Origin of the sequence: Acinetobacter sp. UBA6526 (genome assembly GCF_002434875.1) — a bacterium.
GTDB classification, from domain to species: Bacteria; Pseudomonadota; Gammaproteobacteria; order Pseudomonadales; family Moraxellaceae; genus Acinetobacter; species Acinetobacter venetianus.
Window position 1 is genome coordinate 4,430 of sequence record NZ_DJLC01000030.1, and the last position, 588, is coordinate 5,017.

The 588-nt window shown below is 38.1% G+C and carries 1 protein-coding gene; it reads right to left on the bottom strand.

The features are described from left to right. Positions 1-30 precede the first annotated feature (30 nt). A partial coding sequence (locus B4237_RS02195; protein WP_286941139.1) for a glutamate--tRNA ligase family protein occupies positions 31-588 on the bottom strand: 558 nt, incomplete at its 5' end.

The window sequence follows — 588 nt, forward strand, 5'->3', positions numbered from 1 at the left end:
AAAGCCCTGAATTCAGGGCTTTTTTATTGCTTATTGATAGATGTCATTTAAATAAATGCCTTTGGGAATACGTTCTACATCCCATTGTTGAATAGCTTGTTGTAGCATTATTCGAGGTTGATCGAGCTCAACCATAGGCTGACCTAAGGCAAGAATTGCTGCACTAAGTAATTCAGATGCTTTATTGATGTCTAAGGCTTGAGCGAGATTCTGCTTTGATAATTTTTGGCCTTGAGCATTCATTGCCAATGGGAGATGCATATAGGTTAATTTGGGATAATCAAGTAATAACCCAAGCCAAATTTGTCGAACAGTATTATCGAGTAAATCTGCACCACGAACGACATGCGTGATCTTTTGTAGATAATCATCTACAACGACGGCAAGTTGATAACTTATAATGTCATCGCGTCGCTTTAAGACAAAATCACCTAAGTCATTTTGTAGGTTGGAACACTGTTGTGCTTGTAAACGATCCTCGAAACAAATCATTTGATTTGATACTTTCAGGCGAATGGCCTGCTGTTCAAAATGAAGATGTTGATTGCGGCATGTACCTGCATAAATATGATTTGAGCCAAGCATTTT